Origin of the sequence: Methanococcoides sp. LMO-2, assembly GCF_038432375.1 — an archaeon.
GTDB classification, from domain to species: domain Archaea; phylum Halobacteriota; class Methanosarcinia; order Methanosarcinales; family Methanosarcinaceae; genus Methanococcoides; species Methanococcoides cohabitans.
The window spans coordinates 11,581-33,270 of sequence record NZ_JBCAUS010000004.1; the positions used below are offsets into that span (position 1 = coordinate 11,581).

Sequence of the window (21,690 nt, forward strand, 5' to 3'; positions counted from 1 at the left end):
CTCACACCCCCATTACAGCCATAAGGCTGACGATCTTTTCTGAATTCGTTATCATCATATCCAGCACCGGACTTGGGTTCAGTCCAAAGTACAGTACAAGCAGGGCGATGATCCCCATGGACAATGTCTGGTAGGACGAGATGTCCACGATCTCACCGAGCTTCTCATTGAAAGTACCGAACATTGCCCTCTGCAATGCCCAGAGGTGATATGCTGCTGTAATCACGATTGCCAGCAGTGCAATGATCACATAGGTTGGCACATTAATGAAACTGAATGTCAGCACAAGGAACTCTGCAATGAAACCGGTAAGTCCAGGCAGACCAAGTGATGCCATGAATCCGAGTACCATGATCACTGTGAGCTTTGGCATCTTCTGTGCAAGACCACCAAGTTCGTTGATGATCCTTGTACCTGTTGCAGTCTGGATCACACCACATGACATGAACATAATGCTCATGATAAGTCCGTGTGAGAACTGCTGGAACATTGCACCGGATACGGAAAGGCTCACCAGACCAGCACAACCGAGGGTAACGTATCCCATGTGGCTGATACTGGAGTATGCGATCATTCTCTTGAGGTCCTTCTGTGCAAGTGCAAGGAATGCACCGTAGAGGATGCTCACTGCACCAAGTGCTCCCATGATGGTGATCATGAGGCTTGGGGTTGCTGTGAATGGCAACATTGGAAGCATTACTCTGAACAGGCCATATCCACCGATCTTAAGCAGTATGAAAAGTACACTGCCTGCTGTTGGTGCCTCGGAATATGCATCCGGTAACCAAGAGTGGAATGGCACTACAGGAAGTTTCACAATGAATCCAAAGAGCAATGCAAGGAATATTGCATCCCTGAGAATTCCGGACTCAAAGAACTGGAACTGGCTGATCAGATGTGCCATGTCCATGTTCGGAGAACCTGTGATGGACCATGCGTTGAAGTACAGAGCAAATATACCCAGAAGCATCACAAGGGATGCGACGTGAGTGTAGATGAAGAACTTGATTGCTGCATGCTTCTTGTTGGAACCACCCCAGATGTTTACCATGAAGAACAATGGTACGAGGGTAAGCTCCCAGAAGATATAGAATATGAAGAAGTCAAGTGCTACGAAAACACCAATGACTGCCCCCTGCATTGCAAGTATCAGACCATAGAACCTGTTAGGTGCTGACCTCACATCATCCCATGTGTAGATGATCAACAGTGGGATAACAATAGCATTGAGCAAGATAAGAGGCATGGAAACGCCATCAACACCAAGGTGATAGCTGATACCAAGTGATGGGATCCAGTTTGCCATTTCCTCAAACTGCATAGCTGCTGTCGTACTGTCGAATGAGAAGTACATGTAGAGTGTCAGGACCAGTGTGATCAGAGTACCCACTAAAGCGGATATCCTTGCCTGTTCCCTTGTTTTTGTTAAGAATGTCACGGCTGAGAACAAAATTGGAATCAGCACGATCAAAGATAATATTGGTAACATTAGAAGACCTCCATGACCAGCTTGATCAGAACGACCAGCAGGCCTACACCTGCAACAACTGCTGCTGCATAGTGCTGTATGACCCCTGTCTGGAACTTCCTGAGGGAGTCTCCTGCTTCAATAAGCACGTAACTTGTACCGTTGACAAGCCAGTCCAGCATCTTGTCTGAATAGTAACCTGCAAGTGCAAGGCCCTCGTAGATGATCTTTACAGAGAAGAACTCAACAAAGATCTGATGCTGATAATACCTGTTGTAGAGCAACTTGTAAACAGGATTGTTCCTTGAAACAATGCTGCTCATGTCAACTACTCTCCTGTTGTAGATCAGGTAAGCAATGACAAGACCTGCAACTGCCACGATCAGTGGCATCCAGAGGACAAGAAGTGGTTCATGTCCGTGGTGTGCAAGGTGGTATCCACCAAGCTCAGCAAGTGCTTCAATATCCATGTGTACAAAGGTCTCTTCGATGAAGTGATAGAAGGATGTTCTTGTCAATGCACCGAAAATCACTGCGAGGACTGCAAGGATCGCAAGTGGTACTGTCATGGATGAAGGGGACTCGTGTCCGCCATAATCTGTCCTTGCCTCTCCTGTAAAGGTCATGAAGATCAACCTGAAGATATACAGGGATGTGAGGAAAGCTGCTGTAATAGCAAATAGGTATGGCATCCAGCTACCGGTTTCTGTTGCATAGAGATATGCAGACTCGATTATTGGATCCTTACTAAGGAAACCACTGAATCCGAGGCTTGTACCTGGAATACCGAAACCTGCAAGCGCAAGTGCTGCAGCGGTCATTGTAGCGAATGTGATCGGCATGACCTTGCCTACGCCACCAAGCTGTCTCATATCATGTGTACCTACAGCGTGGATGACACTTCCTGCACAAAGGAAGAGCAGTGCCTTGAAGAATGCATGGTTGATGAGGTGGAACATTGAAATTCCAACAGCTTCTGCACCGACTACTGCACCAAGACCAAGACCAAGGACCATGTATCCAAGCTGACTGACAGTTGAATAAGCAAGCACTCTCTTAAGGTCGTTCATTACGATACCCATTGTAGCTGCGAACAGTGCAGTAAAAGCACCAACGATAGCAACGATGATCAATGAATCAGGTGCTGCAAGGAACATTGGGAAAGTACGTGCTACAAGATAGACACCAGCTGTAACCATTGTTGCTGCGTGGATAAGAGCTGAAACGGTCGTTGGACCTTCCATTGCATCAGGCAGCCACACATGAAGCGGGAACTGACCTGACTTACCAACTGCACCACCGAAGAACAACAGTGTCACAAGTGTCAGGTGACTTACTTCCATACCCAGTATTGTTGAATTGATAGCAACAAGTTCCGGGATCAAATGGAACATTTCACTGAACTGAAGGACATATACGCCTTCCGGAAGTACTCCATTGTATACTGTAAATATGTCTGAGAATAGCAGGACGATACCTGCAAGGAACATGACGTCACCGATCCTGGTGGTCAGGAATGCCTTTTTAGCTGCTGCAGCTGCTCCTGGTTTGTGGAACCAGAAACCGATAAGCAAGTATGAGCTAAGACCCACAAGCTCCCAGCAAATGAACAGCTGAAGGATGTTGTCTGAAAGGATCAGACCAAGCATAGCTGCTGTGAAGAGAGCGGTCTCTGCAAAGTACCTTGGCTTAGCAGGGTCATGTGCCATGTAACCCACAGCATAGATGTGGATAAGCAGGCTCACAAATGTGACCATTGAAAGCATTACCGCTGCGAGCGGGTCGATCAGTATTCCAAGATTGAGTATTGCGAACCAGTGAACAGACTGAGTAACTACGTGCTCAGGGTTCTGCAACAGACCCATGGTGATAGCCAGTGATATTATACATGAAATGGCTATTGCCACGATCGGAATAATTGCACCGCCGGATGGCAATTTCTTCCCAAGGAAGAAGGTAAGCACAAAGGCAAGTGCAGGAAGCAGTGGTATTAAAAATGCAAGGTTTTCCATTGCCATTTTTACCACCTCAGTATGTTAAGTTTATCAACGTTGATCATATCGCGCATCCTGTAAATTGACATGAGTATCGCAAATCCGACAGCTGCTTCTGCTGCAGCGATTGCAATAGAGAACAGTGCAAATACCTGCCCTGTCATATCATTGTTGTAACTTGAGAAGGCGACCAGGTTTATGTTTGCGGAGTTTAACATAAGTTCCACACACATAAGCATCCTGATACCGTTCTTATGTGACATCAAACCATAGAGACCTATGGAGAACACGATAGCTGAAAGACCAAGATACCAATTTAACGGAATCATCAGTTATCATCTCCTTTTGCCAGATAGATGGCACCCATCAATGAGGAAAGTAACACTACGGAAAGGATCTCGAATGGGATCACAAAGTCCGTAAAGATAAGGACACCCAATGCTTTGATGTTACTCTGGTCAGCGACGTTCTGTGGAAGTTGTTCAATTGCTGGCCATCCTGTACCATAAAGTGATACTAACACCACTGCAAGGAACAAACCTGCAATGATCATTCTTGTGAATGTCTTAAGGATGGACTCGATTGAAGGAACCTTCAGGTCCAACAACTTTGCTATCTGTCTCTTTGGATTGAACTGATGGACAAATGCTTCCATAATGGTTGGACGTTGTTCACTCATCATCATCACTTCCCATATTCTTCTTGGTCAACATAACTGCGAAGAGTATCAGAACTCCGATTGCTCCGACATACACAAGGATCTGGACAATACCCAGGAACTGTGCATTGAGCATGATGTACACGGCAGCCACTGTGAACATAGCAAGAACGAGTGCAAGTGCTGCACGTACTATGTCCCTTGACACTACTGTCAATATCGCAAATGAGATAAGCACAAGAGCGACAATAGCGAAGATGGCACCTTCGATTATACCTGTCATTTCACTCACCATTCTCCCCTACCGGTACTTCACGTGCCAGCATGTCCGGAGTATACAATAATTCCTCATGGGTCCACCTGATCACACCTGTGGTGTAGACCTTTGTGCTTGAAAGAGCATCTTGTGGACACTGATCTATACAAAGACCGCAGAACAGACAGTGACCAATATCGATGGCAGGGAACCACCTTGTCTTTTCACTATCCGGACTAATCCTTGCCCTTACGATCTTTATCGCACTGTTAGGGCAGGTGTTAGCACAAATACCACAGCCTATACATTTACTTTTATCAAGTTTTTGAAGCCCTCTGAACCTGTCAGGCAACTCGGTGGGTACCTCAGGATACCTTCTGGTAATAGGGGGCTTGTAGATGTTTTTAACAGCTCTAGCAATATTTTTCAATACCATGGTATCACGCACCCATATAAATACCCAACATTATTGCCCATCCAAGGTTCAATAATGATAATGGGAGAAGTCTCTTCCAGCTAAGGTCAACGACCTGGTCGATCCTGAACCTTGGTACTGCCCATCTTAGCATGATGATGGTCAGAATGACAAGAGCGACCTTGAACAGGAAGTACATTGTTGGAAGGAAAATTCCCAGTATAGTGATGTTGGTCAGGAATGCTGGCAAGTTCCATCCTCCAAGGAACAACAGTACAACGAGCATTGAACCAAGGATAAGGTGGATATATTCAGCAAAGAAACCAAGACCGAATCTCATACCGGTGTATTCAGTGATCCAACCTGCAACAAGTTCTTCTTCAGACTCGTTCTGATCGAACGGGAGACGTCCCATATCGGCCATCAGTGCAATGAAGAAAACGATGAATCCGAGAGGCTGAAGGAACACGAACCATATAGGGCTCTGTGCCTGTGCGATCTCGACAATGTCCAGTGAACCTACCATGATAGCTATACTTACTATAGTGATACCGAGTGGGACCTCGTATCCGATCATCCTTGCAAAGTTCCTGAAAGCACCCAGAAGGGAGTACTTGTTGTTTGAACTGTATGCATACATGAAAGCACCGATGATAGAAATTGAAGACACTGCTTCAATGTAAAGGACACTGATGTCCATCTGGGTGCCTACGATAACATACTCGACACCATCAACAATAACAGCACCGAATGGAATTGCGACCAGCATCATGAAGACTGAACCCATGAGGACGATAGGTGCTGAAACGAAAAGCAACCTGTCAGCCTTTGATGGAATAAGATCCTCTTTGGTCATCAGTTTGATAGCATCAGCGAAAAGCTGGAACTAACCCATTGGACCTACATATTTAGGACCAAGCCTGAACTGGATATCACCGGAAAGTTTACGCTCGAACCAGACAACGGTCATAGCGCCCATGAACACAGCACCGATCAGGCAAAGGCCGATCAGAGTACGAACCCATGGGTTGATAATAATGTCTACTATTTCTCCTGACATCATGATCACCTGTCCGCCTCACTGGTACATCCGTCCATACTACCTGCAATAGCTGCCACATCAGCAACAGTTGTTCCTGTGATCAGTGGAGGTAATGCCTGCATGGTCGGATAGACCGGTCCCCTTATCTTTACACGGTGTGGCTTGTCAGAGCCGTCTGAAACGACATAGAAGCCCATTTCTCCACGTGGGTCCTCTACCCTGTGGAACACATCGCCTTCAGGAACCCTCATTACAGGACTCCTCTTGCCGTATGGGGAATCTTCATAGAAGAGTGGTCCGCCTGGCATCTGGTCAAGGCACTGCTCGATGATGTACATAGCTTCCTCCATCTCTTCGAGCCTTACATTGATACGGGCTGCAATGTCACCATCTGTGGCTGTGCACACCTTGAAATCAAGGTCCTTGTAAGTAAGGTATGGTTCATCTTTCCTTATATCAAAAGCAACGCCTGTTGCACGGAGAGCAGGTCCTGATACACCAAGATCCCTTGCGGTCTTTGCTTGAAGTACACCGACACCGAAGCAACGCTGTTTATAGATCTCGTCCTCATTGAACAGTCTTCTGTACTCATTGATCTGCTCCCTGAGACTTGCGAAAACTACAACAGATTTTTCCTTGAATCCTTCAGGAATGTCGTCACGCACACCACCGTATCTGAGGAAAGTGTGTGTAATACGTGCTCCGGTTACCATGTCCATCAAAGACAGGATATCTTCCCTTTCCTTGATGGTGTACATGAACATTGATACAAAACCAATGAACTCACCGAACTCACCCATACCAAGAAGGTGGCTCTGAAGCCTTGAGAGTTCCTCAACGATGATCCTTATGTACTGGGACCTTTCCGGAACCTCAATATCTGCAAGTTTCTCTACAGCACCAACATATGCTTCTTCGTTGGTCATTGCTGTGAGGTAGCAGATCCTATCGACGATAGGAATACCCTGGAGATACGTCTTGCTCTCCATAATCTTTTCAATACCCTTGTGAATGAATCCTAACTCGACCTCAGCATCAACCACAGTTTCGCCTCTGAGCCTCAGGTTCAACCTGAAAGGTCCTGGCTGCATTGGGTGCTGTGGTCCGAGGTGGACTATCATTTCTGATGGGCCTACATTTTCATCCATAATTAAACCTCACACCAAATTTCTGGCAGTCCTGTTCGGGAAGCCTTCATAGTCTTTCCTCAAAGGCCAATCCCCTAACAGCTCCTCTGGAAGAACAAGCTGTCTGAGGTCCGGATGGTTGTTGAACTTAACACCGAACAGTTCGTAAACTTCTCTTTCATACCAGTTAGCATTCCAGTAGACAGGAACGATGGACTCGATCTCCGGAGCATCCCTTGGAAGCTTCACCTTAATGGTAAGCAACACCGGATGGTCGTAAGAAGCGACATGATAAACAACCATGATCTCATTCTTCTTAGGATAGTCTACTGCAGTCTCATTTGAAAGATGGTCAAATGCAAGTTCATCTTTCAGGTACTGGCAAACATCTTTGATCATATCAGGTTCCAGGTAAGCGGAGATCCTTATGTCAGAATCCACTTTTGCGTCCGTAAGAGAGTCCTGGAACTTGTTGACCAATGAATCAATAATGCTTTTTGCATCCATGATATAACCTCAATAATCTGTTGCATTATCCTTTTTGGCCATGATCTTCTTCTGAAGTTCAAGGAATCCCTGAAGCAGGGCTTCCGGCCTTGGTGGACATCCTGGAATAAAAACATCTATTGGGAACATTTTGTCAATGTTCTGCACTGTGCTGTAGGATTCATAGAAAGGACCACCACTAATGGAGCAGTCACCCATGCATATGACCCACTTTGGTGCAGCCATCTGTTCCCACAGAGTCTTAAGTGCAGGAAGATATTTCCTTGTCACGTATCCACTGATGATCATGACATCTGCAGCCCTTGGAGAGTTACGCGGGATGATACCGAACCTGTCCGTATCATAGTGAGCACAGCCTGTAGCGATCATTTCCACACCACAGCACCCCATTGGCTGGGTCAGGAACCACAAGGAGTTCTTCCTACCCCAGTTAATTACATCCTGGGCCACTGTCTTTTTCAAGAAATCATTGATAGCCATGGAAGTAGTGGTGATAACACCAGGGATCTCTTCCACGAAGCCTTCCTGACTCTCGACTATTTCGTTATCGTTTAATTCATCCATTTAAGAGCACCCTTCTTCCATAAGTAGGCATATCCAAATAACAATACGAAAATGAAGATTAACATCTCAACGATCGCTGTTACCATATCGACACCATTGCCTATGTATACCATAGCCCATGGGTAAAGGAAAAGTACTTCGATATCGAACAAAACGAATGCGATCGCATAAAGATAATACTCAACATTGAATTGTATTCGCGCATCTCCTAACGGATCGGAACCACATTCATAGGTCGCATATTTATTAGGTGATTTGCTTCTGGGACTCAACAACTTGACCATTGTCATTGTTGCAGGTGGCATCAGAAGCGAAACAACAAGAAACACAGCAACCGGAATGTAACTATTGATAATATTGCTACTATCGATTATTACTGACATGATGAATCACCTGATGATTACTAATCGTAGATATTACAATCGTAGATATTGTATTCTCTATATAACTATTTCCAAAAAAGAGTCATTCATGATAAAACATGACGATATATTTTCATAATGAGAGTACAGATGGAAATAAGTCATACTGTTGGAAAACTGGAAGATATGCGTCTCAAAAAATGAAAATTAAAATGAATATCCATGTGGAATCGAAATGAGAAGAACCATTAGAATAATGATAAAGCATTGCAGATCTCAGCAATTATGAGAATTTTTCAAATATTAAATGACCGATCATAATAATACAGTAATTTCAGGATTAGAAAATAAACTAAAGTAAAAATGTGAGAAGCGGTCAGTGACCTGCCTCCCTTGCCCTCAGACTAATTTTGGAGAGAAATATTTCTTGATCATGGCGCCACAGTCCGAACAGGAGATAACGATCCACTCCCCTACCTGCTCAGACTCATACTTGTCAAAGATGGATGAGCCGCAGCTTGGGCACACATAATGCTCCTTAAAGTAGTAATGATAGAACTGAGGAGTCTTTTCAAGCCAGTCAAGAACATCGTGCATGCGCTCGAAGTAACGCTGCTTTGAAGGCGCCTCAATCTCATGTAGCGCATCTTCAGCACGCTCCGTGACATCTTTTGTATACTTGTGCGATTTTGTAGTGATCTTCTTGTAATCACTTACATAACGAGTAGTATTGTCCAGATAGTGCAGATACCCCTCATGTGCCTTTGGCTTTGAGGCATCACGTACTGTTTTCAGGAAATACTCACCCATCACATCTTCCATAATATCTGCACATGTAGTACAGATATTATAGCCCTCATAGATCTTGTAGTCCTGATCTTCTCCGCAGATCTCGCATTTTTCCATATCGGATCCCCCCGGTTATTTCTTTTAGAGCAGGACTGGCTTCATGGCTTCCCTGGTGAACATGATCGGGAAGATGTTGAGCACACCAAGCAGATCTCCTGCACGGACCTTTCCGGTCTCCTGTCCGAAAGCATAGACATACTTGATAGTCCTTGGCCTCTCTACAAGACAGTTGCCTTCCTTGGATGAGACCTTCAATACAGAAGCTACCGCATGGTAGGTGAAAGCACATGGAATTGCAAGAGTGTCCGCATCCAGCGTAACCTCCTTTATAGCGATCTTCTTGTATTCGCCTGCACGGAGTTCTACATCCTCATCAGCGATCATCATCTCCCACTTCGCACGAGTGGCGATCGTGAATTCATAGGGTGCGGCCTTGAACTTCTTCGAAACCAATTCACCGTCTTTACGAGCTACTACTTGTATAGTTTCCGTGGACATTAAATCACCATAATAGACTTTGGTATTTTAGTATAAATAGATTGTCATTATTGTTAATGAACAATAGAGAGCTAGGACTAGCGGACTTAAAGAGAAACCAAACCCAAAGTGAACAAAGTATCCAAAAGTACTACACAATAAATAGGACACATCAGTATTAATAAATTACTTCTTAAGGCCATACGAAAAAACTGCCGACAATGAAGAATGCCCCCCATTTAGCACAGATATTGATTAGTAACCTATGAATTGAACAAAATCCTTTTGAGTATTGAAAGACTTAAAAGGAGCAAATCCGAGGGAGATAAATGAAAGTCAATGAAAACTGTGTTGGATGCGGCCAGTGCACTGCATTTTGTAAAAAAGATGCCATCATTGTTAAAAGCAAGGCACGCATCACAGACAAATGCGTGGAGTGCGGGATATGTGCGGCATACTGCCCCATGAAAGCTATAGAGGTCGGTGAATGAAAGCAATAGTCATCGGTTCCGGACTTGGCGGCCTGCTAAGCGCGGCAAAATTATCGGGATCCGGATATGAAGTAGAGGTATTCGAACGTCTCCCCATTACAGGCGGAAGATTCACAAATATCGATATCAAAGGATACCAGCTTTCCACAGGCGCCCTGCACATGATACCACATGGACCCAAAGGACCGTTGGCGCAACTCCTCAGGGAAGTCAACGCAGATGTCACCATCGAGCGCGAAGATGGAATGGCTTTCATGCGTATTTTCGAGGATATCGGGAACAACATCTATGAAGATGTACCTTTCGCGAAGTTCGGTAAAGTTTTCTCCCTATGGAACAGGATCAAACTTGCATTCCTCATGTTCACTACCAGAAAGAATCCGCCTAAGGACCGATCCTTTGCAGAATGGCTTTCCAGGCATCTTGATGCCCCTCTTGCATACCAGATGGCAGATGCCTTCTGTGGCTGGGCCCTTAGCCTGAAAGCCGAAGACGTCCCTGCAGAAGAAGTGTTCGAGATCTTCGAGAACCTCTACCGCTATGGTGGTCCCGGAGTGCCCATTGGCGGCTGCAAAGCTGTCACTGATGCCCTGGCAGACGTTGTCAGGAACAATGGTGGGACAATCCATACTGAAAAAGAGGTAACGGAAATAATTACAGAGGATGGAAAGGCCACTGGTGTCATTATAGATGGAAAACAACATCCTGCAGACCTCGTTATCAGCAACATCGGACATCATTATACAAACGACCTTTGTAAAGGAGTGGAGACCGACCCAGAGTACCAAAAATACCTTGACCGGGTAAAAGCTATCAAGCCATCAGCAGGAGCCAAGATCTGCCTTGCCGCAAGTGAACCACTGATCGGTCACGGAGGCGTACTCTTCACACCCTCGGCCAGACGCGTGAACGGTATCAACGAGGTTACCAACATCGACCCCAAACTTGCACCGCAGGGCAAGCATCTTGTAATGGCCCACCAGACAACGAAATGGGACAGGATACCTTACCTTGATGACGAGATCGATCTTGGTATAAAGGACCTTGAAGAGATCTTTGCAGGCAAGGATTACGAAATAATTCTAACACAATCCCATTATAACGGCTGGCCTGTCAACAGATCATCATCAGGATCTGACATCGGCAACACAACGCCTATCGCAGGCCTGTATGTAGTAGGCGATGGTGCAAAAGGCAAGGGCGGCATCGAAGTTGAAGGCATAGCCCTTGGTGTTAAGAACACAATGAACCTTATTCTGGAAAATTGAAAAACTGAGATATCTTTTTTGGTGGCGGACAATAGTTCGCCATCATAAACTGAATTTCCCGGAAGAAGCCTGCTTACCATTTGATCTTCATTAAATCTTTTTCAATTAACTGAAAGTGAAATTGTGTTGCTGCCTTGCCTCACTTTGCCCCACCAGGTCCGTTCTGAAGCACAAATGTACCTTCGATTAAACTTATGTACTAATTCCTTCATTCATTGACCAATTATGCCCGAATTTGTGACATTCTCACGCAATGTTTTCATTCCTGTTACGAACATTTGCAGGAACCGTTGCGGATATTGCACTTTCAGGCGGGATCCTGACCATCCTGAAGCCCGCCTTATGAGCGCAGAGGAGATAATACCGATCCTGAAAAACGGAAAAGAAGCAGGATGTACTGAAGCACTTTTTGTATTTGGAGAATATGCTGAAGAGGTTCCCGAATACAAAAAGGAGCTAAAAGAGATGGGATATGACAGCACCATCGAATACGTCACTGAACTTTGTGAACTTGCCATCGAAAAAGGGCTGCTGCCACACACCAATGCAGGAATCCTCAGCCGACATGAACTTGAGATGCTAAAGCCACTCAATATTAGTATGGGCCTCATGCTGGAAACAACTGCTGAACTGAAAGCTCACAGTGAGTCTCCCGGAAAGGCTCCTTCAAAACGTATCGAGATGATACGTACTGCCGGCGAACTGCAAATACCTTTCACAACAGGCATACTGGTAGGCATCGGTGAGAGCAATGAGGACAGGAAGAACTCACTGGAAGCTATTGCAGACATCCACAGGGAATTCGGACATATCCAGGAAGTGATCATCCAGAACTTCATGCCCAAGCCGGACACACCAATGGCCGACCAGGTTCCACCCACAAAGGAAGAGATGGTACGTACAGTGTCCCTTGCAAGAGATATCCTGCCTGATGATGTCGCTGTTCAGGTCGCACCAAACCTGATCGAACCCCGCATACTCATCGAGAACGGAGCATCCGACCTTGGAGGCATATCCCCCACGACCATCGACTGGATCAACCCGGAAGCTGAATGGCCAGGTGTTGTGGAACTTCAGGAGATGACAGGAGAAATTCCACTTATAGAAAGGTTGCCGATATACCCACAGTATATTAAGAAAGGATGGTACAGTAACAAACTTTCCGGCCTTATAACAGAACTTACCGATAAAAACGGATTCAAGAGGAAAAGTAATGATCCCTGAAGATATCGTGGAAAGAGCATACAATGGCACTGCTACCAAAGAGGATGCTCTTGCCTTACTGGAAGTGAAACCCTTTGAACTATATGCGCTGGCAGATGACCTGCGAAAGGAAGCTGTCGGGGACAATGTCACATATGTTGTCAACCGGAACATCAATTTCACGGATCGGTGTATCGGCACCTGCGGGTTCTGTGCATTCAAGGATAAAAAAGGATACCTGCTCTCACAGGAGCAGATAAGGGAGAAGATCGATGAAGCCGTAGATTCAGGTGCCACTGAGCTATGTATCCAGGGAGGACTGATGGAAGATGTGAAGCTTGATCTTTATCTGGACATCCTCAGATCCGTCAAAGAAGATCACCCCCACATTCACACACATTGCTTCTCACCAATGGAAGTTTATCACGCTGCCACTTCCAGCGGCCTGACAATTGAAGAGACACTTGCTGAGCTCAAAAAGAACGGATTGAACACCATGCCGGGCACCGCTGCGGAGATACTTGTCGACCGGGTACGTGAGATCATCTGCCCCGGGAAGATCACAAGGCAGCAGTGGATAGATATTGTAACATCTGCCCATAAGGCAGGAATACCGACGACTGCCACAATGATGTACGGACACGTGGAAACGTGGGAAGAACGCATCGACCACATACTAACGATCAGGGACATACAGAAAAAGACCGGCGGATTCACGGAATTTGTTCCGCTTCCATTCATGCCTTACAATAATGCTATTGGGGACCAGATGCTTAAAGAAGGCAAGTTCATGACAACAGGTACTGAAGACCTGAAGGTCTATTCGCTTGCACGTATCTTACTGAACACACATGTAAAGAACATACAGGTCAGCTGGGTAAAGCTCGGCAAGAAGCTTGCACAGGTGGCACTGTTGTGCGGAGGGAACGATCTTGGAGGCACACTGATGGAAGAAAGTATCTCAAAGTCCGCAGGAGCTTCCAACGGCGAAGTGATCACTGTAGAAGAACTTGAATGGATCATACGCGGTGCTAAAAGGATGCCGGAACAGAGAGACACACTTTACAGGAGCATATCAGAATGACCATTCCGGAAGATATCATAGAACGTGCCTACAAGGGAATAGCAACAAAGGAAGATGCACTTGAACTTCTGGATGTGAACCCTTTCGAACTTTACGCACTGGCAGATGACCTGCGCAAGGAAGCTGTAGGAGATACTGTAACATATGTTACCAACCGTAACATCTACATCACCAACATGTGCAAGGGAAGTTGCGGATTCTGCGCGTTCAGGGAAGGTGAAGGATACATCCTGACCATCGAGGAGATACTCGAACAGGTCGGTCAGGCGGAAAAGGCCGGAGCTGTTGAGATATGTATCCAGGGTGGCTACCTCCCACAGCTTGACCTTGAGTACTATAATGAGATCGTCAGGAATATACACACCAGCTACCCCAACATGACCATACACGGGTTCTCACCCATGGAGATACATTATGCATCATACCTTTCAGGAACTCCTCTTGAGGATTCTTTTTCAGAACTGAAGAAGAACGGCCTGGGAACACTTACAGGTACATCTGCAGAGATACTTTCAGACCGCGTCCGCAAGATCATCTGCGAAGACAAGATCACGACCGACCAGTGGATAGAGACCATCAAGGCCTCACACAATGTAGGACTGCGTACCAATGCAACCATAATGTACGGGCATGTGGAAACATGGGAAGAACGTTTCGACCATATACTGACAGTACGTGATATCCAGGAAGAGACCGGAGCCTTCACCGAACTGATAACAATGCCTTTCATGCCCTACAACAACCGTATCGGGGAAGAGATGCTTCGTTCAGGAAAGTTCATGACAACAGGGACCGAAGACCTGCAACTGATAGCTATTGCAAGAGTACTCCTCAACAAGCACATCGACAACCTCCAGGCATGCTGGGTAAAGCTGGGCAAGAAACTTGCACAGGTGGCATTGTCCTGTGGAGCGAACGATATGGGTGGCACACTGATGGAAGACCAGATCACGCTGGCATCCGGTGGTTCCAACGGAGAATACCTGCCACCTGAAGAACTTGAGTGGATCATCAGGAGTGCAGGCCGCAAGCCAATGCGAAGAAATGCACTATACGAGGAAATGTGATATGCGGGCAGTGATCCCATACAAGAAGGAGAATGCCAAGTCAAGGCTGTCTCCGGTACTCTCAAAAGAAGAACGCGAGGAATTTGTCGAGCTTATGCTAAGAGACGTAGTCGACTCATTGCTCTGTGCCGGGATCACAAATATTGATGTCCTTACCACCTCAAGTGAAGGAGTTCCTGAAGACCTTGAGGTCAATCTTGTTGTGACCGAACCGGGACTAAACGTATCCATCAATGAATACCTCCGGACTGTTGATGAGCCGACCATAATAATAATGGCCGACCTCCCCCTTGTGAAGAGCAGTCACCTCAAAAAGATAACATCATTCCCGGAAGACGTTGTAATAGTTCCCGGAAAAGGCGGCGGAACGAACATACTGTTCCTGAGCCAGCCAAAGGAATTTACCGTCAAGTACCATGGATGCAGCTTTTTAAGCCATTGTGACATCACAAGCGACCTTGGGAAAAGCATTCGCATCTTTGATTCATTGCTTGCAAGTACCGATATCGACGAGCCTCATGACATTGTAGAGTTGCTCATATACGGAGACGGACTTTCAAAAGAATATGCTGAAAAAAGATTTTGTACCGAAACCGGCAAAGGGCGTGTGAAGATATCTCCAAGCTCAAAGCTTTCCGGTTTCATCTGAGATCCACTGAAGATAATTTTTCTCACCGGTTATCTCCCAGGAGATTATGCATGGAAGATCGTAGCTGTGAAGAGATGAGACCTTTTCTTTTAATTCTTCAAATCTTTCACCTGTCGTTTTTACGATGAGTACGACCTCATCGTCCTCTACAAGTTCATCGTCCCACCAATATATGGAATTCATAGGATAGATGTTGGCACATGCGGCAAAGCGACCTGATACCAGTTCCCTTCCGATCATACGGGCTTCATCCATACTTCCGGCAGTAATGTAAACCATTATATGATGCATATTAAAGGATATTTGCAGAAAATATATCTAAGTATCGTCCACCATCCATGAACTGCACGTAGGGCACATGATCTTATGAAAAGGATAAACGGATGCTAACAGAAACTGTTTGGGCAATATGTGTTAGTATAGATAGCCGAAAGCGTCATATTTTTTATTGGATTTGGCTTCCAATAAATAATCTGATATAAAAGTTTCCATGAGTCATTAAGCAACTCACGAAACCTATATTATTATCAAAGTAATAATGGTACATCACATCTGACTATCGGTGATAATGAATGAGCATCATTGTAAATAAATATAAATGTGGGTACTGCGGTGCATGTGTGGGCGTTTGCCCAACAGGGGCATTAGAGCTCATCGAAACATGGATAGAAGTAGACAATAAATGTACGGGATGTGGCATCTGTCAGAAGGTATGTCCACTGGGGGCTATCGAGGTGGACAGATGAAAAACGAGTATGATATTATTGTTGTCGGTGCAGGTCCCGCCGGATCCATTACTGCAAAAACAGCTGCAGAAAAGGGACTCGACGTACTCCTGATAGAAAAAAGACAGGAGATCGGAGATCCGATCAGATGTGCTGAAGGAGTGGGCAAATACAACCTGCAGCAGCATATAGAACCCGACCCCAGATGGATCTGTGCTGATGTGAAAGGTTCACGCATCTTTTCACCGGACGGTACAATGGTCGAAATGGCAGAGGAAATATCCGGCGGAGAGGTCGGCTATGTGCTTGAGAGAAAGATATTCGACCGGGCACTTGCTAACGAGAGTGCTCTTGCAGGAGCAGAAGTGATGGTCAAGACCAGAGCTACTGACCTTATAATTGAAGGCAATACGGTCTGCGGGATCAAGCTCATGCACATGGGTGAAGAGTACGAAGTTCGTTCAAAGATTGTCATCGGTGCAGACGGGATGGAATCAAAGGTCGGCCGCTGGGCAGGCATCAATACTTCAGTAAAGCCGGAAGACATGGAAACCTGTGCACAATACCTGGTAGCCAATGCGAATATCGACCAGGAATTCTGTTATTTCTACCTCGGCAACGAAGTCGCCCCTGCAGGCTATATCTGGTTGTTCCCAAAAGGTGGCAACAAGGCCAATGTCGGCATAGGCATACTTGGAAGCGAGTCCGGAGAACAACGGGCCATTGACCTTCTAAACGATTTCATGGAAAAGAACATGCCTGAAGCCAGGATCATCGAAATGGTCGTCGGAGGAGTACCGGTATCCGGTACCATCGACAGGACCATAGCCAACGGGCTTATCCTTGTAGGTGACGCTGCACGTCAGTCAGATCCGATCACCGGCGGAGGTATCATCAACGCCATGGATGCAGGAAAGATGGCCGGAGAAGTTGCTGTAAAGGCTATCAGAAATGGAGATTGTTCCGAAAAGGGGCTGCAGGAATACGAGGACCTCTGGAGAGATACTATTGGAAAAGAAATCGACAACAGTCTGGTGGTCAAGGAAACCTTTGTCAATTTCACAGACGAGGATCTGAACTCACTGGCCAAATCACTCCAGAACGTAAACTTCACAAGCATGAGCCTTATGGACCTTTTACTCGCCCTGTTCAAAGCAAACAAGAAACTTCTCTGGAACCTCAGAGGACTCTTTAAGGATATTGTCAAGAACGATATCGATTTCAAATACAGGACATAATCCTACTTTTTGTTCCATCCGGGAAAGGCTGGAACAAGCCCTTATTTTATTTTATTTTAATTTCATAGAATATAGTTTACCGTTTCCAGAATTCAGGAGTAAGCATAACTATAACAGTGAACACTTCAAGCCTGCCGATCCACATATTGGCGATCAGGACAATTTTCCCAATAACAGGGACAGTACTGAAGTTTGCCATTGGTCCCACCACATTGAAACCAGGACCAATGTTTCCAAGAGTTGCTATTGATGCCGTGACAGAACTGGTAAGGTCCATTCCAAATATGGAGAGAACAGCTGAACTTATCAAAAAGATAAGGAAATAGATTACAACAAATGAGATGATCGCATGCATGATATCAGAAGGTACGCTCTTTCCATTGAACTTGATAGGCCTCACAGCTTTAGGATGAATCGCTTTGAACAGCTCATTTCGTGCATATTTAAGCAGTATCAGGAGGCGAACTACCTTTATTCCGCCTGCAGTAGACCCGGCACAACCTCCAATGAACATCATTGCCAGTAAAACCACCTTCCCGGAATCGGTCCACAGATTGAAGTCAGTCGTTGCATAACCGGTTGTCGTCAATATAGAGATGACCTGGAAAATGGCATACCTGAAAGATGTAGGTATAGAATCCGGAGTATCCCTCCACAGGACCAGCGTCAGAAGGATCGTCGCAAGGCCCACGATCAAGAAATAGAACTTGAATTCATTGTCCTTGAGAAGACTCTTCTTGTCAGAATACAGGGTCTTGTAGTGCAATGCAAAGTTCGCACCCGCAATGAACATAAAAAGAGTGATGATCCCTTCAATAAGAGGACTGTCAAAAGCAGCAACGCTATCCGCATAAGGTGAAAAACCCCCACATGCCATGGTAGTGAAGGTATGTGTACAGGCATCGTAGAAGGACATTCCTGCACTGAGCAGAAGGAGAAGTTCCACTACAGAAATGGATACATAGACTGTCCAGAGGATCTTCGCAGTCTCCCGGATCCTTGGTCTTAGCTGGTCCTCTTTGGGCCCCGGTGCCTCTGCACGGAACATCTGACGGCCTGCAACTCCCAACTTTGGGAGAATTGCAATGAAAAGCATGATGATTCCCATACCTCCAATCCATTGGGTCATGCTTCGCCAGAACAGGAGAGACTTTGAATGTGTTTCAATATCTACAAAGACCGTTGCACCTGTTGTTGTAAAACCGGACATGGACTCGAACAATGCATTAAGAGGTGTTACCCCGTCGAACATATACGGAATTGAACCAAAGAGGGCTGCTGCAAACCACCCAAAGGCGACTATAGCAAACCCTTCACGTTTTTCCCATTCCCGATCATCTGATGAATAGCGGAATGAAAGAGCGGAACCAACAATTGTTGTTACAGAAAAGGCTACTGCAAAAGGAAAAGGAGACTCACCATAATAAAGGGCAACTCCCAGTGGCACCAGCATCATAGGGCCTAAAAAACGAAGAAGTAAGCCCATTACACTGAATACGATACCAAATCTCATCAAACCACGGCTGTTTTGAATTACTTGAAGAGTCGTTCGACTTCCTGATGTGCAGAAGGAAGCGAGAATATAAGCACACGGTCACCTTCCTTAATAATATAGTTACCGCGTGGAACGAATGTTTCACCTTTATGGACCACCATACTAACAAGTGCTCCTTCAGGGAATTTGACGTTCTTCAGAGGTTTTCCGACTACCTTTGAGCTGCTTGATGCAGTATATTCGATGATCTCGGCCTTTTCACCCTCGATCATCGTCAGTGCTTCAATACCTGTTCCCATGGTCAACTTTAGTACTTCATTAATCGTAGCTTCCCTTGGACTTACAGCACGATCCACGCCCACAAGTTCGAAAAGTGGCACATAGTCGAGATGATCCGCACGTACAACTACTTTCTTGGCACCAAGCTGTTTGGAAAGAAGAGCACATAAAAGGTTCTTTTCATCACTGTCAGTCACAGAGATGACCACATCCATATCCTGTACACCCTCCTCTTTCAGAAGGTTGATGTCCGTACCATTGCCCTTCAGGACAAGTACCTTTGGAAGTGCCTCGGCAATGAACTCGCAGCGATCCAGATCCTTTTCGATTATTTTAATGGTTGCATGACTCTTTTCAATAAGCTTTGCAAGATAGAAACCAACGGTTCCTCCACCAATGATCATTATTCTGCTTACATTATCCTCATGACCTGCAAAAAGAGTTCCTATATTGGCCATTGCATCGGATTTACCAATGACAACAACATGGTCATGGCCATGTATGACATCATTCCCATGTGGAATAATGATGTCAGACTGCCTGTAAATAGCACTCACGATACAGCAATCGGAAAGATCCAGATCCTTCATGTTCTTATCCACAAGATCGCTGTTTTCTGACACAACGAATTCCATCATCTTGATCTTGCCATCTGCAAAAACCTCAGCATCAATAGCAGAAGGAATAGAAAGGATCTCTGCAACCTCAGAAGCAAGAGAGAGTTCCGGACAGATCATAACATCGATACCGATCTGTGTACGGGTCGCAACAGGCCGGTCAATATAATCAGGATTTGTGACCCTTGCCATCGTCTTGAATGGCCTGTAAGAAGGAGCGATCAGTTTAGCTGCAGTACAGGCAACAATGTTGACCTCATCTGAACCGGTTACTGCAACAAGCAGATCAGCATCGTTGAGCATCTTTCCTAATATGGATATATTAGCACCGTTTCCATGAATGACCTGTACATCAAGCTCATCTGCGCGTGCACATGCATCCTCATCGTTATCAATAACGATAACATCATTATTGAGATAAAGGGAACTTGCTATATGATACCCTACCTCACCGGCTCCGACGATTATGATTTTCATAAAGATCACACAAACCTATGAAAATAAATTGGAAGTATAAGAGAGGTATAATAATCGGTATCTGTGTTAAAGTTTACTCCACAGAAATGCAGATGTAAAGAAAAAAGAAGGAATGTCCCAACCTGTGATCAGGAATTCACAGAGTCGGGTGTGTCATCAGAAATCGCAGTTTCAAAAGCATCTTTCATCTTATCAAAGAAGCCTTTGCCACCTTTTGAGCCTTTGGACTGGCCACCAGTTACCTTATCAAGCTCTTCCAGAAGACCTCTCTGTTTGTCGGTCAGGTTCGTAGGTGTCTCAACAACGACCTTCACAAGCTGGTCACCCTGACCGTGCCCATGAAGATGTGGCATGCCTTTTCCTTTCAGACGAAGTACTGAATGGGTCTGGGTTCCTGCTTTGATCTTCATCTTGACCTTGCCGTGAAGTGTCGGAACCTTAACCTCTGCTCCAAGAGCTGCCTGTGAGAACGTTATCGGAACCTCATAGATGATGTCATCACCGATGCGGTCAAATTTCTCATGAGCCTTTACATGGATCACAACATAGAGATCACCAGGTGGTGCACCAGGACTTCCGGCTTCACCTTCACCGGTCATCTTCAGACGCAAGCCAGTATCCGCTCCCTTTGGAACACGTACCTCGAGCTTGCGCACTTTCTTCTGCTTGCCTGATCCTTTACAGACAGGACACGGGGATTCGATTATCTGACCCCTGCCGTGACAATTGTCACATGTGGTAGTGGTCATGAAGTTACCAAGCGGTGTTCTCCTTGCATGGGTCATCTGTCCGCTGCCATGACATTTCGGACATGTGGTCGGACTTGTACCTTCCTTTGCACCGGTACCACCGCAAGTCTCACAGTTCTCTGCCCTTGGGACATTGATCTTCACCTGCTCACCGAAAGCAGCCTGCTCCAGTGTTACGGCCAGATCATATCTCAGGTCGGAACCTCTTGTTGGACCCTGCCTGCGGCGACCTCCGCCACCAAAACCTCCGAAACCGCCAAAGCCGCCTCCGAAGATGCTGCCAAAGATATCACCAAGATCCTCGAAACCACCAAAGTCAGCATTCCTGAAAATATCTTCTGTGCTATATCGACCGTCTATACCTGCATGACCAAACCGATCATACTGTGCCCTTTTCTCACTATCGGAGAGTACAGCGTAAGCTTCGGATATCTCCTTGAACTTTTCTTCAGCACCATCATCCTTGTTCTTGTCAGGATGATACTTCATCGCAAGTTTGCGGTATGCTTTCTTGATATCGGTCTCAGAGGCATCCTTGGATACACCAAGTATTTCGTAATAATCACGTGTGGTCGACATTAAATCTCCTTCAGGAATAAATTAAGATGCAGATTGGAAGCATCTGCACC

Annotated in this window: 24 protein-coding genes and 1 pseudogene; 8 read left to right on the forward strand and 17 right to left on the reverse strand. The window is 45.7% G+C overall.

All coding sequences use genetic code 11. The annotated features are described in order from the left end of the window. Position 1: 1 nt before the first annotated feature. From fpoM to WOA13_RS06860, 13 genes and pseudogenes are all read right to left on the reverse strand, one after another. Positions 2-1,489 carry a F(420)H(2) dehydrogenase subunit M gene (gene fpoM / locus WOA13_RS06800; protein ID WP_342127191.1) on the reverse strand — a complete coding sequence of 496 codons (1,488 nt, stop codon included), beginning with the start codon at positions 1,487-1,489 and terminating at the stop codon, positions 2-4. Beyond that, on the reverse strand, positions 1,489-3,486 hold the full coding sequence (gene fpoL, locus WOA13_RS06805) for a F420H2 dehydrogenase subunit FpoL (RefSeq protein WP_342127192.1): 1,998 nt from the start codon (positions 3,484-3,486) through the stop codon (positions 1,489-1,491). The genes fpoM and fpoL overlap by 1 nt, the downstream gene beginning before the upstream one ends. Before the next feature lie 2 nt (positions 3,487-3,488). Further along, positions 3,489-3,791 carry a F420H2 dehydrogenase subunit FpoK gene (gene fpoK / locus WOA13_RS06810; RefSeq protein WP_342127193.1) on the reverse strand — a complete coding sequence of 101 codons (303 nt, stop codon included), beginning with the start codon at positions 3,789-3,791 and terminating at the stop codon, positions 3,489-3,491. Then, positions 3,791-4,141, reverse strand: coding sequence for a F420H2 dehydrogenase subunit FpoJ (gene fpoJ, locus WOA13_RS06815; RefSeq protein ID WP_269429687.1), 351 nt, complete (start codon positions 4,139-4,141; stop codon positions 3,791-3,793). The genes fpoK and fpoJ overlap by 1 nt, the downstream gene beginning before the upstream one ends. Beyond that, positions 4,134-4,403: an NADH-quinone oxidoreductase subunit J gene (locus tag WOA13_RS06820; RefSeq protein WP_156146059.1), complete on the reverse strand. Its 270-nt coding sequence runs from the start codon at positions 4,401-4,403 to the stop codon at positions 4,134-4,136. The genes fpoJ and WOA13_RS06820 overlap by 8 nt, the downstream gene beginning before the upstream one ends. 1 nt (position 4,404) lies before the next feature. Beyond that, entirely contained in the window at positions 4,405-4,812 is a 408-nt protein-coding gene (gene fpoI / locus WOA13_RS06825; RefSeq protein ID WP_342127194.1) for a F420H2 dehydrogenase subunit FpoI, read from the reverse strand. 4 nt (positions 4,813-4,816) lie between these two features. Then, positions 4,817-5,851 (reverse strand): annotated as a pseudogene (fpoH, locus tag WOA13_RS06830) (F420H2 dehydrogenase subunit FpoH). A gap of 5 nt (positions 5,852-5,856) precedes the next feature. Further along, positions 5,857-6,981 (reverse strand): F420H2 dehydrogenase subunit FpoD, encoded by a 1,125-nt coding sequence (fpoD, locus tag WOA13_RS06835; protein ID WP_048205842.1) that lies wholly within the window; start codon positions 6,979-6,981, stop codon positions 5,857-5,859. 9 nt (positions 6,982-6,990) lie between these two features. After that, positions 6,991-7,467 (reverse strand): F420H2 dehydrogenase subunit FpoC, encoded by a 477-nt coding sequence (gene fpoC / locus WOA13_RS06840; RefSeq protein ID WP_342127195.1) that lies wholly within the window; start codon positions 7,465-7,467, stop codon positions 6,991-6,993. Between the two features lie 9 nt (positions 7,468-7,476). Next, the gene (fpoB, locus tag WOA13_RS06845; protein ID WP_342127196.1) at positions 7,477-8,031 is read right to left on the reverse strand and encodes a F(420)H(2) dehydrogenase subunit B; all 555 of its coding nucleotides are present in this window, start codon (positions 8,029-8,031) and stop codon (positions 7,477-7,479) included. Then, positions 8,019-8,414, reverse strand: a complete 396-nt coding sequence (gene fpoA, locus WOA13_RS06850; RefSeq protein WP_048205845.1) for a F420H2 dehydrogenase subunit FpoA — start codon at positions 8,412-8,414, stop codon at positions 8,019-8,021. The genes fpoB and fpoA overlap by 13 nt, the downstream gene beginning before the upstream one ends. Before the next feature lie 378 nt (positions 8,415-8,792). Next, positions 8,793-9,299, reverse strand: a complete 507-nt coding sequence (locus WOA13_RS06855; RefSeq protein ID WP_342127198.1) for a hypothetical protein — start codon at positions 9,297-9,299, stop codon at positions 8,793-8,795. A gap of 24 nt (positions 9,300-9,323) precedes the next feature. Then, positions 9,324-9,740, reverse strand: coding sequence for a DUF22 domain-containing protein (locus tag WOA13_RS06860; RefSeq protein WP_342127199.1), 417 nt, complete (start codon positions 9,738-9,740; stop codon positions 9,324-9,326). A gap of 308 nt (positions 9,741-10,048) precedes the next feature. On the opposite strand from WOA13_RS06860, the gene WOA13_RS06865 reads away from it, so the two are divergent. The 6 genes from WOA13_RS06865 to cofC all read left to right on the forward strand — a co-directional run bounded on the left by WOA13_RS06865 (position 10,049) and on the right by cofC (position 15,481). Beyond that, a complete protein-coding gene (locus tag WOA13_RS06865; RefSeq protein WP_048205848.1) occupies positions 10,049-10,210 on the forward strand; it encodes a DUF362 domain-containing protein in 162 nt (53 codons plus the stop codon). Further along, entirely contained in the window at positions 10,207-11,478 is a 1,272-nt protein-coding gene (locus WOA13_RS06870; RefSeq protein WP_342127200.1) for a phytoene desaturase family protein, read from the forward strand. Before WOA13_RS06865 ends, WOA13_RS06870 begins: the two co-directional genes overlap by 4 nt. 225 nt (positions 11,479-11,703) lie before the next feature. Next, on the forward strand, positions 11,704-12,702 hold the full coding sequence (cofG, locus tag WOA13_RS06875; RefSeq protein ID WP_342127201.1) for a 7,8-didemethyl-8-hydroxy-5-deazariboflavin synthase subunit CofG: 999 nt from the start codon (positions 11,704-11,706) through the stop codon (positions 12,700-12,702). Next, positions 12,692-13,765 carry a 5-amino-6-(D-ribitylamino)uracil--L-tyrosine 4-hydroxyphenyl transferase CofH gene (cofH, locus tag WOA13_RS06880; RefSeq protein WP_342127202.1) on the forward strand — a complete coding sequence of 358 codons (1,074 nt, stop codon included), beginning with the start codon at positions 12,692-12,694 and terminating at the stop codon, positions 13,763-13,765. Before cofG ends, cofH (WOA13_RS06880) begins: the two co-directional genes overlap by 11 nt. Beyond that, positions 13,762-14,832 carry a 5-amino-6-(D-ribitylamino)uracil--L-tyrosine 4-hydroxyphenyl transferase CofH gene (cofH, locus tag WOA13_RS06885; RefSeq protein ID WP_342127203.1) on the forward strand — a complete coding sequence of 357 codons (1,071 nt, stop codon included), beginning with the start codon at positions 13,762-13,764 and terminating at the stop codon, positions 14,830-14,832. The genes cofH (WOA13_RS06880) and cofH (WOA13_RS06885) overlap by 4 nt, the downstream gene beginning before the upstream one ends. A gap of 1 nt (position 14,833) precedes the next feature. Further along, entirely contained in the window at positions 14,834-15,481 is a 648-nt protein-coding gene (gene cofC, locus WOA13_RS06890) for a 2-phospho-L-lactate guanylyltransferase (protein WP_342127204.1), read from the forward strand. On the opposite strand, the gene cutA is transcribed toward cofC, so the two are convergent. Further along, positions 15,458-15,772 (reverse strand): divalent-cation tolerance protein CutA, encoded by a 315-nt coding sequence (cutA, locus tag WOA13_RS06895; RefSeq protein ID WP_342127205.1) that lies wholly within the window; start codon positions 15,770-15,772, stop codon positions 15,458-15,460. The genes cofC and cutA overlap by 24 nt on opposite strands. A 281-nt stretch (positions 15,773-16,053) precedes the next feature. Between cutA and WOA13_RS06900 the strand changes: the two genes are divergently transcribed. Both WOA13_RS06900 and WOA13_RS06905 read left to right on the forward strand, forming a co-directional pair. After that, positions 16,054-16,227 carry a 4Fe-4S binding protein gene (locus tag WOA13_RS06900; protein ID WP_342127206.1) on the forward strand — a complete coding sequence of 58 codons (174 nt, stop codon included), beginning with the start codon at positions 16,054-16,056 and terminating at the stop codon, positions 16,225-16,227. Beyond that, positions 16,224-17,444 (forward strand): NAD(P)/FAD-dependent oxidoreductase, encoded by a 1,221-nt coding sequence (locus WOA13_RS06905; protein WP_342127207.1) that lies wholly within the window; start codon positions 16,224-16,226, stop codon positions 17,442-17,444. The genes WOA13_RS06900 and WOA13_RS06905 overlap by 4 nt, the downstream gene beginning before the upstream one ends. Before the next feature lie 76 nt (positions 17,445-17,520). Here the strand turns inward: WOA13_RS06905 and WOA13_RS06910 are convergent, their stop codons facing one another. The 3 genes from WOA13_RS06910 to dnaJ all read right to left on the reverse strand — a co-directional run bounded on the left by WOA13_RS06910 (position 17,521) and on the right by dnaJ (position 21,640). Beyond that, the gene (locus tag WOA13_RS06910) at positions 17,521-18,957 is read right to left on the reverse strand and encodes a TrkH family potassium uptake protein (protein WP_342127208.1); all 1,437 of its coding nucleotides are present in this window, start codon (positions 18,955-18,957) and stop codon (positions 17,521-17,523) included. 20 nt (positions 18,958-18,977) lie between these two features. After that, the gene (trkA, locus tag WOA13_RS06915; RefSeq protein WP_342127209.1) at positions 18,978-20,312 is read right to left on the reverse strand and encodes a Trk system potassium transporter TrkA; all 1,335 of its coding nucleotides are present in this window, start codon (positions 20,310-20,312) and stop codon (positions 18,978-18,980) included. A gap of 128 nt (positions 20,313-20,440) precedes the next feature. Next, on the reverse strand, positions 20,441-21,640 hold the full coding sequence (dnaJ, locus tag WOA13_RS06920) for a molecular chaperone DnaJ (protein ID WP_342127210.1): 1,200 nt from the start codon (positions 21,638-21,640) through the stop codon (positions 20,441-20,443). Between the last annotated feature and the right edge of the window lie 50 nt (positions 21,641-21,690).

Bases quoted from the DNA above. Each gene is read 5' to 3' on its own strand.
- fpoM (WP_342127191.1), bottom strand. From the start codon at position 1,489: ATGTTACCAATATTATCTTTGATCGTGCTGATTCCAATTTTGTTCTCA.
- cofH (WP_342127202.1), top strand. From the start codon at position 12,692: ATGATCCCTGAAGATATCGTGGAAAGAGCATACAATGGCACTGCTACC.
- fpoK (WP_342127193.1), bottom strand. From the start codon at position 3,791: ATGATTCCGTTAAATTGGTATCTTGGTCTTTCAGCTATCGTGTTCTCC.
- cofC (WP_342127204.1), top strand. From the start codon at position 14,834: ATGCGGGCAGTGATCCCATACAAGAAGGAGAATGCCAAGTCAAGGCTG.
- fpoA (WP_048205845.1), bottom strand. From the start codon at position 8,414: ATGTCAGTAATAATCGATAGTAGCAATATTATCAATAGTTACATTCCG.
- fpoC (WP_342127195.1), bottom strand. From the start codon at position 7,467: ATGGATGCAAAAAGCATTATTGATTCATTGGTCAACAAGTTCCAGGAC.
- cofH (WP_342127203.1), top strand. From the start codon at position 13,762: ATGACCATTCCGGAAGATATCATAGAACGTGCCTACAAGGGAATAGCA.
- WOA13_RS06870 (WP_342127200.1), top strand. From the start codon at position 10,207: ATGAAAGCAATAGTCATCGGTTCCGGACTTGGCGGCCTGCTAAGCGCG.
- fpoI (WP_342127194.1), bottom strand. From the start codon at position 4,812: ATGGTATTGAAAAATATTGCTAGAGCTGTTAAAAACATCTACAAGCCC.
- cofG (WP_342127201.1), top strand. From the start codon at position 11,704: ATGCCCGAATTTGTGACATTCTCACGCAATGTTTTCATTCCTGTTACG.
- WOA13_RS06860 (WP_342127199.1), bottom strand. From the start codon at position 9,740: ATGTCCACGGAAACTATACAAGTAGTAGCTCGTAAAGACGGTGAATTG.
- fpoL (WP_342127192.1), bottom strand. From the start codon at position 3,486: ATGGCAATGGAAAACCTTGCATTTTTAATACCACTGCTTCCTGCACTT.
- WOA13_RS06855 (WP_342127198.1), bottom strand. From the start codon at position 9,299: ATGGAAAAATGCGAGATCTGCGGAGAAGATCAGGACTACAAGATCTAT.
- trkA (WP_342127209.1), bottom strand. From the start codon at position 20,312: ATGAAAATCATAATCGTCGGAGCCGGTGAGGTAGGGTATCATATAGCA.
- WOA13_RS06910 (WP_342127208.1), bottom strand. From the start codon at position 18,957: ATGAGATTTGGTATCGTATTCAGTGTAATGGGCTTACTTCTTCGTTTT.
- fpoD (WP_048205842.1), bottom strand. From the start codon at position 6,981: ATGGATGAAAATGTAGGCCCATCAGAAATGATAGTCCACCTCGGACCA.
- cutA (WP_342127205.1), bottom strand. From the start codon at position 15,772: ATGCATCATATAATGGTTTACATTACTGCCGGAAGTATGGATGAAGCC.
- WOA13_RS06865 (WP_048205848.1), top strand. From the start codon at position 10,049: ATGAAAGTCAATGAAAACTGTGTTGGATGCGGCCAGTGCACTGCATTT.
- fpoJ (WP_269429687.1), bottom strand. From the start codon at position 4,141: ATGAGTGAACAACGTCCAACCATTATGGAAGCATTTGTCCATCAGTTC.
- WOA13_RS06905 (WP_342127207.1), top strand. From the start codon at position 16,224: ATGAAAAACGAGTATGATATTATTGTTGTCGGTGCAGGTCCCGCCGGA.
- WOA13_RS06900 (WP_342127206.1), top strand. From the start codon at position 16,054: ATGAGCATCATTGTAAATAAATATAAATGTGGGTACTGCGGTGCATGT.
- dnaJ (WP_342127210.1), bottom strand. From the start codon at position 21,640: ATGTCGACCACACGTGATTATTACGAAATACTTGGTGTATCCAAGGAT.
- WOA13_RS06820 (WP_156146059.1), bottom strand. From the start codon at position 4,403: ATGACAGGTATAATCGAAGGTGCCATCTTCGCTATTGTCGCTCTTGTG.
- fpoB (WP_342127196.1), bottom strand. From the start codon at position 8,031: ATGGATGAATTAAACGATAACGAAATAGTCGAGAGTCAGGAAGGCTTC.